Origin of the sequence: Streptomyces exfoliatus (assembly GCF_000725545.1) — a bacterium.
GTDB classification, from domain to species: domain Bacteria; phylum Actinomycetota; class Actinomycetes; order Streptomycetales; family Streptomycetaceae; genus Streptomyces; species Streptomyces exfoliatus.
On sequence record NZ_JNZP01000069.1, the window covers coordinates 1 to 7,197 of the forward strand.

7 protein-coding genes and 2 pseudogenes are annotated in these 7,197 nt (G+C 70.2%); 3 read left to right on the top strand and 6 right to left on the bottom strand.

The genetic code is table 11. The features are described 5' to 3' along the window. A partial coding sequence (locus tag IO20_RS0134010; RefSeq protein WP_031127798.1) for a tectonin domain-containing protein occupies positions 1 to 185 on the bottom strand: 185 nt, incomplete at its 3' end. A 468-nt stretch (positions 186 to 653) separates the two neighbouring features. Between IO20_RS0134010 and IO20_RS41855 the strand changes: the two genes are divergently transcribed. Further along, positions 654 to 1,151 (top strand): transposase, encoded by a 498-nt coding sequence (locus IO20_RS41855; RefSeq protein ID WP_245685155.1) that lies wholly within the window; start codon positions 654 to 656, stop codon positions 1,149 to 1,151. A gap of 148 nt (positions 1,152 to 1,299) precedes the next feature. Then, positions 1,300 to 1,788, top strand: coding sequence for a hypothetical protein (locus tag IO20_RS41860; RefSeq protein WP_245685156.1), 489 nt, complete (start codon positions 1,300 to 1,302; stop codon positions 1,786 to 1,788). Between the two features lie 667 nt (positions 1,789 to 2,455). Here the strand turns inward: IO20_RS41860 and IO20_RS0134025 are convergent. The 5 genes and pseudogenes from IO20_RS0134025 to IO20_RS0134045 form a co-directional block, all read right to left on the bottom strand. Beyond that, positions 2,456 to 2,929, bottom strand: coding sequence for a hypothetical protein (locus tag IO20_RS0134025; RefSeq protein WP_030556832.1), 474 nt, complete (start codon positions 2,927 to 2,929; stop codon positions 2,456 to 2,458). A 292-nt stretch (positions 2,930 to 3,221) separates the two neighbouring features. Continuing rightward, on the bottom strand, positions 3,222 to 3,833 hold the full coding sequence (locus tag IO20_RS0134030) for a hypothetical protein (RefSeq protein WP_051875166.1): 612 nt from the start codon (positions 3,831 to 3,833) through the stop codon (positions 3,222 to 3,224). 567 nt (positions 3,834 to 4,400) lie between these two features. Beyond that, positions 4,401 to 5,097: pseudogene (locus IO20_RS37235) on the bottom strand (HNH endonuclease family protein). A gap of 64 nt (positions 5,098 to 5,161) precedes the next feature. Then, a complete protein-coding gene (locus IO20_RS0134040) occupies positions 5,162 to 5,413 on the bottom strand; it encodes a hypothetical protein (RefSeq protein ID WP_030556836.1) in 252 nt (83 codons plus the stop codon). 253 nt (positions 5,414 to 5,666) lie between these two features. Next, a complete protein-coding gene (locus IO20_RS0134045; RefSeq protein WP_030556838.1) occupies positions 5,667 to 6,416 on the bottom strand; it encodes a hypothetical protein in 750 nt (249 codons plus the stop codon). 159 nt (positions 6,417 to 6,575) lie between these two features. On the opposite strand from IO20_RS0134045, the pseudogene IO20_RS0134050 reads away from it, so the two are divergent. Next, positions 6,576 to 7,033: pseudogene (locus tag IO20_RS0134050) on the top strand (IS5 family transposase); the annotation flags it as partial. Positions 7,034 to 7,197: the final 164 nt, after the last annotated feature.

Sequence of the window (7,197 nt, forward strand, 5' to 3'; positions counted from 1 at the left end):
CCCCAGACGGTGCCGTCGGCCGCCGCGCTGATGTCGGTCAGACCGCCGGGGACGCCGTGCCACGGCGTGGCGTCGTCGTTGGTGAACCGGTAGATCTGCGCATTCGCGTTCACGCCCCACACGTTGGACCGGGACCCCGCCGAGATCCCCGTCAGACCGCCCGCGATCTTCTTCCAATGAGCCATGTCGACCTTGTTCCCCTCGCTCGTGCCGTTCCTGCAACGGCTCGGCCCGAGACTAGGGCCGCCAAATGGCCTAATACGGGGATTGGTTAAACTAAATAATCTGAAAATGAATGTTTGACGCTTATCGTTCCCAGCCCGCTTGAGGAGAGGGACAGTCGGCTGGTGGCACATTGACCGGATGCGCGGTCCCACCTGAGAGGGATCGACGCAGCGGCACGGCATGTGCAGGGGAGAGCCGCGCCGCCCTTCTCGGCCCTTTCTCCCCGGAGCTACGGCGCAGTGACACGTAGCTCTCTGCAGCGGATCCGGGGTGCGCTTGCAGCTCAGATCCGCTCAACCGCACAGGTCAGAGCAGTCCAGAGAAGCGATTCCTCCCGGGCCTGAAGGCCGGGACCGCGGCTGCAGCGCCTGGTGGAGGACATCGGCGCGGTGCTGGCCGGCCGGGGCGGATCCCGGATGCTTCGGATTTTGAATATCAGGCTCTCGCGGGTCGCCGTCCTGTCCCAGCTGATGCGGGTGCCGCTGCCGCCACTGGTGACGCCCCGGGTGCTGGGGGTCGACGACTTCGCTCTCCACGGCGGCACCTACGGCACCCTCCTCGTCGACGCCACCACCCGGCTCCCGCTCACCCTCTGGGAAGGACGCGACGCGGAACCGCTCGGCCGCTGGCTCCGCGAGCACCCCGGTGTCGAGGTCGCCTGCCGCGACGGCTCCCTCACCTACCGGCAGGGCATCGCGGGCGGCGCCCCCGATGCGGTGCAGGTCAGCGACCGCTTCCACCTCTGGCAGGGCCTCTCCCGCCGTGTCCAGGACATCGCCTCCGCCCACCGCGGCTGCCTGCCCGCAGCCCTGCCCCGGCCGGCGAGAGCGGTCCCGCACCAGCCGAGGAGGCCGTCGGGAACACCGCGGAGGACAGTCGGGCCGCACGCCACGCCCGCAGACTGTTCGAGGCCGTTCAGGCCCTGACCCGCACCGGCCGGAGTCACAGCTCCGTGGCCCGCGAGCTCGGCCTGCTCCGCCGCACCGTCGGCAAGTACGCCCGGGCCGGCACCTGGCAGGAGGTGATGCGCCGCCCGCCCCGCAAGCCCTCCCCCTGGACCCCTACCTCGACTACTTGCAGCAACGTTGGGACGAGGGACAGCACAGCGCGAAGATCTTGCACGAGGAACTCCAGGCCAAGGGCTATCTCGGCCACTACCAGCGCGTGAAGATGGCCGTCGCACCCCTCGGAAGGGGCCTGCCCCTGGACGAACCACGCGAGCGGCCGCCCTCACCACGCGAAGCCGCTCGCTGGATCACCACCCACCCGCACCGCCGCAACCTCCACATCAACGACCGCCTGCCCCGGCTCCTGGAGCACTGCCCTGAACTCAGGCGGACTCACGACCTGGTCCGCCGGTTCACCGCCATGCTCGACAACCACGACGCGACACCCCTCCCGGACTGGCTGGACGACCTCGCAGGCAGCGGTCTGGCCCCTCCTGTCGGCCTCGCAGGAGCGTTTCGCGAAGACCGGCATGCCGTCGCCCAGGGAATCAGCACCCCTACAACTCCGTTGTCAACGAAGGCCGCATCACCAACGTCAAGCTGCAAAAACGTCTGATGGCCGGCCGCGCCGGCGTCCCTCTCCTCCGCCACCGCGTCGTTCTGATCGCCCACCTCCGCCGCCGCTACGCGGACCGGCTGACCGCGGCACCGAGATGATCTCCGCCTACGAAAATCTTGCCAGAGCCACCTTTCGTCCCAACTCAGCGTGCCACCACACCTGCTGACTCCCCAGGCGATCACCGTGTTCGCCCCGCCATACGCGCTTACAGGAGCACTCATCCGGCCTGGCGCAGCGCGGACGCGGCAGTCGGCGCCGGTCGTCCGGCGTTCGGCGTGGGGCCGCAGGATCGCGGCGACGCGGACGGCGTCGTTTGGCCTGGCCGTCCTCGGGGTCAGGGAAGGCGGTGGCGCCGAGGACGCGGCAGACCTGTTCCTGGCGACCGACGGCGCACAGGGCCAGGTCCTGGACCCGTGGGCCTGACGGTCGACCTCATCCGGCGGCGGGCTGCGTTGGGCCGGTCGGTGCCGCGCTGCTTGGCGTCCTGGCTGGGCCCGCTGGAGCATGAGATGGGCCAGGTTCGGCCCCGGTATGACCGTGGGATCCCAGTCTGGGCCACAGGGCACAGACCGAGTGCGAGGGACGGTCAGGCGAAGTCCCACAGACCACGGGCCGGAACCCCGCTGAGGGCCGAGGGAGGAGTCTCCCTCGGCCGCCGGGCCTCCTACTTGCCCAGCTCGCCCACGTAGAGCTCGGTGCACTCCCGGGTCTCCAGGACGCCGGCGAACGCCACCATCTTGATGCCCGGGCCCAGGTCGGACCCGGCCCTGACCGTCCAGGCGCCCTTCTTCAGGATCTGCACGTCCGTGGTGCCCTTCTTCGTGGTCTCCCCCTTGCCCCAGCCGGCCTTGACCAGGGCCGCGAGGGTGTCCGCGTAGGACTTCGCGGGATCGGCCTTCTTGCCAGGCTCGTCCGCCGCCCAGTTGATCATGCAGTCCTTGAGCTTGGGCTTGACCGTGTCGAACGAGGCCTTGGTGAACCCGGCCGCACCCGCGGCCGCCCCGATCTCCTTGTCGACCTGGGCGGCCGTCAGCTGCGGTCCCGCGTTCTCCTTGCCCGCACCGTCGTCCTCGCCGCCACAGCCGGCGACGAACAGCACCATCCCGGCGGCCGCGGCCACCATCCCCACCTTGCGCACGGCGTTCCCCCATATCACACGCGGACCCTGCGCCCCCGTGACCTGGGGGCACAGTCTTCCATGGGCTTCCCGGGGGAGTCGGCCGCTCATTCCTCCGGCGGGAAGACCGGCTCACCACCGACCGCGAGGGCGATCAGGATGGCCTCCAGGTGCCTCCTTGGTGTCGTGTTCGGGTTTGTCGTGCGCGGAGGCTTCCCTTCTCGCTGGCCGGCGCTTCTTCGGCATCAGCTCCTTCCATCCGGTAGAAGGTGCTTAGGTCTATAACGCGAACGCGGATGAGTCGCAGCAAGCTTCACCCAACTTGGCGCAGCGCGGGAGCGTCGGTCGTACCGCATTTCCCACTGCGCTCGGCGCGGGCGCGCCGGATTGCCGCCGCACGCACGGCCTCGGCGGCCTGCCTTTGCTGTGTGCGCACGTCCTCGAGCGACGTCGGAGCCTCATCCTCCTGGTCCTGCTCGACGTCGGGGAAGACCTGCTCGGCGAGGTTACGGCGGGCCTGTTCCTGCCGCACGACGGCGACGGCGAGGGCCGGGTCCTCCTGCCGGGGCGGAGCGACCGCGCGGTGGGCGGCGAGAGCACGGCGATAGCCGGCCAACGCACTCTCCCGCGTCTTCACCGGACCAGCCGGAACGACCCGGTGCGGGATCGGGTCGCCGGCGGCTGCCGAGGACATCGCCGCGGTGGTGGCGCGGGCGGCCAGGGCCAGAACGTGCACGGCCCGGACGTACGCCTCGGGCACCGTGCTGTTGGCAGCCGCGATAAGCCTCGCCACCATCCAGCGGACCTTCGTGCCGTACGCGGGAGCATCGGGGACAACGCCCAGTCGCCCGGACTCCTCGTCGAACAACACGGCCCGGACATGCACGGCGAGCTCGAGCGCGGCTCCGTGAAGCCAGCGAGCCACGCCGAGCTGGCGAGCTCCATCAGGTGCTCCGCACCCGCGATCACCTTGCAGACGGCTGCGAACTGCGCGGCCCCGCCGGAGACCCCCTCGCCCGTGACACCTCGGGCGTTCTCTGGAGCCACCTGGGCAAGGGCGACGGCACGTTCGCCCCGCGCACCCGCGTAGGCGGCGGTTGGAACGCCTACAGCCACCTCATCGCCACCGGAGACGTCTCCAAGGACGGCCGCCCTGACCTGCTCGCCATCCGCGGTAACGGCGACATGTCCCTCTACCCCAGCGGCGCCGTACGGTCGCCACGGACTCCCGACAGGACGGGCGCCCGCAGCTGGTCCCGCGTCCCCGCACGTGCGCGGGACCGGCCCCACCCCCGGCGCCCCACCCCAAGTCGGACCCCGCCCCTGACGGGCGGGGTCCTCAGCGGCCCTGTCTCACTCCCGGGTGCACGCCGCCCTCACCTGCGCCGTCGCCGAGTCACTCGTCCGCGTGGCCGAACCGCTCCTGCGAGGGACGACGTGTCGGCGGTGCCCCGCCTGACCGCTACCGTGATCCGACACGTTCCCCGGTCAGTTACGGAGCAGCGGCGTAGTGGACGACGGTGGCCTCACACGGCCCCTCGGCATACACCGTCAGCGCGTCGACTTCGGCCTGGTGGGCCGCGAGGCTCCAGCGAAGCTTCGTGGCGACCCACTCCGAGACGTACCGGCAGTGAGCGTCGGGGAGCAGCGGCATCCACTGGGCGGGGTCCTGATCCGCCTTCGACCGGTTCGTGCGGGCGGTGACTGCGACGAGGGAGGTGGCGGCGTCCTGGTCGTTCGCGTACGCCTCCCGCTGGGCGGGCGTCCAGGCGCTCGCCCCGGAATCCCAGGCCTCCGCGAGCGCGACCATGTGGTCGAGGTCGAGCTTGCCGGGATCGTTGACCTCCTGGCCGTCGTAGTACGACAGCCACTTGCCGCCCGACAGCTTGCAGTCGGCCGCGACGGTCGGCGACTCGACAGCTTCGGCGAGGAGCACCTCCGAGCGGGTGCTGCTGCCGTCAGCGGGATCGAGTCCGGCGTTCCAGTGCTTGAACTTCGTCCGCTCGTACCCGGCGCGGGACTCATTCGCGAGCGGGATCTGCGTGACCGCATCGGCCAGGTTGGGGACCTCGGCGCCCGACGGGGGCCGCCGGTGCAGCGATGGCCGCCGAGGGAAAAGCGAGCGGGGGCAGGGCGAGGGAGAGCGCGGCGAAGCCGCGGGCAAAGTTCTTGATCACGACCGCAGGCATACAGGCCGCGGCCTCCGGCCAGCTCGGCGTTACGCGTGCAGCTCAGCCGAGTGGGGGAAGAGGTTCACCGAAGAAACGTGCCCTCGTTCGCACGCTCAGGGTTGTGGCCCTGGTTCTGTGCCGCCTGGTCCCGGGAAGTCACCAGTCGGTACAGGAAGCGGATGGTCATTCCGATCACGGCGAGCGAACCCAGACCGTAGAAGACCAGAGCGATGGTGTCGACAAAGTCCGTGTTGTACCGATGAGGAGCAACCCTGATCCCCGCCAGTACCCATGCCCCCCACATCACGGTGAGCGTCTTCAATTCCTTCGTCACATCACGTCCCCTCCGATTGACCGCGCCTGGAGAATACGCGGGTGGATCAGCGTCCCGTGCGTCACCGGCCCTGACATCGGAATCCCGGTGCGGCTGCCCGTGCCATCCGTAGGCTGCCGCAGTAGCCCTCGTCGTCTAGCCCCGGACTTCACGGGTCGCCGTTTCAGGTCTCGCTGGGCGCTTCAGTTGCCCAGTGAGCTTTGATCTTGGCCGACCGGGCACCAATGTGCGGGCGGTCAGTCACGGCACTCGGTCACAGGTCCGGCAAGAGGAGCCAGACTTCGGAGAAGGCAAGGCCGTGCTTGTGGGTCACTGCCCCGCACAGGCAGCCCAGCGAGATCAGGCGCCAGTCGCAGGTCACCGTCCACGGGCCGTCCTTACCCGCGCATGCCGGGCAGCCGATGGTCTCGGCCGTCCACACCCCGAAAGCGGGTCTGCCGTAACGACGGAAGCGGCCCGCGTACCGGACCTGCCAGGGCTCGACCGGGGGCGTGAGCGGGACGATCCCGGGTGGGCTCGCCGAGGTCAGCACGGCGAACAGTGCGATCAGATCGGGAAGCAGGGCCTCGCCCGCCTCTGTTGGTGGCACGGCCGGGCCGTCCGCCGTGCCCACCGGGGTCCCGTATCTCGGGGCCGCCGCTGCGGGCGGTGGGTTCGGGGCGGTGTGCCAAGGCAAGAAGGCGCGGGCGACGGCGGCCAGGAGGGCGGCTGCGGGCGGGCTGACTGCGCCTGCGTCGAGGTGGTGGAGGGTGGTCCGCAGGATGCGTTGGAGGCGCCGGTCCCGGTCCGTGGCCAGCGTCTGCGTGGTCGCTGCCCGCCGGGTTGGGAGCGGGGCCGTGAGGCGGGCCAGGACGCGCGCTGCGGCTTCGGAGTCCACCGCGGCAGGGCGCCATTCCCCGGCGGCCAGCAGCTGGCGTGCCCGCCCGGCCTCACGGGTCAGGGCGCGCGTCTGCAACGGCCGCGAGCCGGAGGCTGCCCCGTGAGTCTGGTGCCCGCTCGTCATGGCCCCCTCTCCCCTTCCCTTGTTCGTTGCTGTGACGTATCCCCGCCCTCTACGAGCGTTGGTGGACATCCCATCACACGGGTGGATTGGGCCCGGAGACGCTTAGGAGCTGTCCGGCGGATCATGTGACTGTCGGGTTGGTCGCTCGTTGGTGTCAGCATGGGGCGGGGCGATCTGACGAATGCCGAGTGGGGTCGGTTGAAGCCGCATCTGCCGGCGTTGGGGCAGCGTGGCGGACGGTGGAACGATCACCGTAGGGTGATCAACGGGATCTTCTTCCGGGTACGAACGGGCATACCGTGGCGGGACCTTCCCGAGCGTTTCGGTAGTTGGAAGACCGTCTACGAACGGCACCGCCGCTGGTCGGCGGACGGCACCTGGGACCGAATCCTGCGTGCCGTCCAGGCCGACGCCGACCTCGCGGGCCGGATCGACTGGAGCATGGTCAGCGTCGACTCGACGTCCTGCCGGGCGCATCAGCACGCGGCCGGCGCCCGGAGGAAGAAGCCGCGCGTCCCGAAAAAAGGACAACGCCCCGGCACCACCGCCCCGACGAAGGACTCGGACGGTCCCGGGGCGGCCTGACCTGCAAGATCCACCTCGCCGGCGAAGACGGGGTCCACGTCGGGCCCGACGACTGGGTCCATCACCGGCTGGGGTAGTTTGAACGCGTTCAAGGCACCGAATTCTGGGGGCGGCCATGCGGGTCACCGCGCGCGAGAGTGTTCATCCGTGGCAGGTCGGCCTGGCCGCGTGCGCCGTGGTCACCCCGCTAACGCCG

Coding starts and splice junctions, on each gene's coding strand:
- IO20_RS0134045 (WP_030556838.1), bottom strand. CDS start 6,416: ATGACGAGCGGGCACCAGACTCACGGGGCAGCCTCCGGCTCGCGGCCG.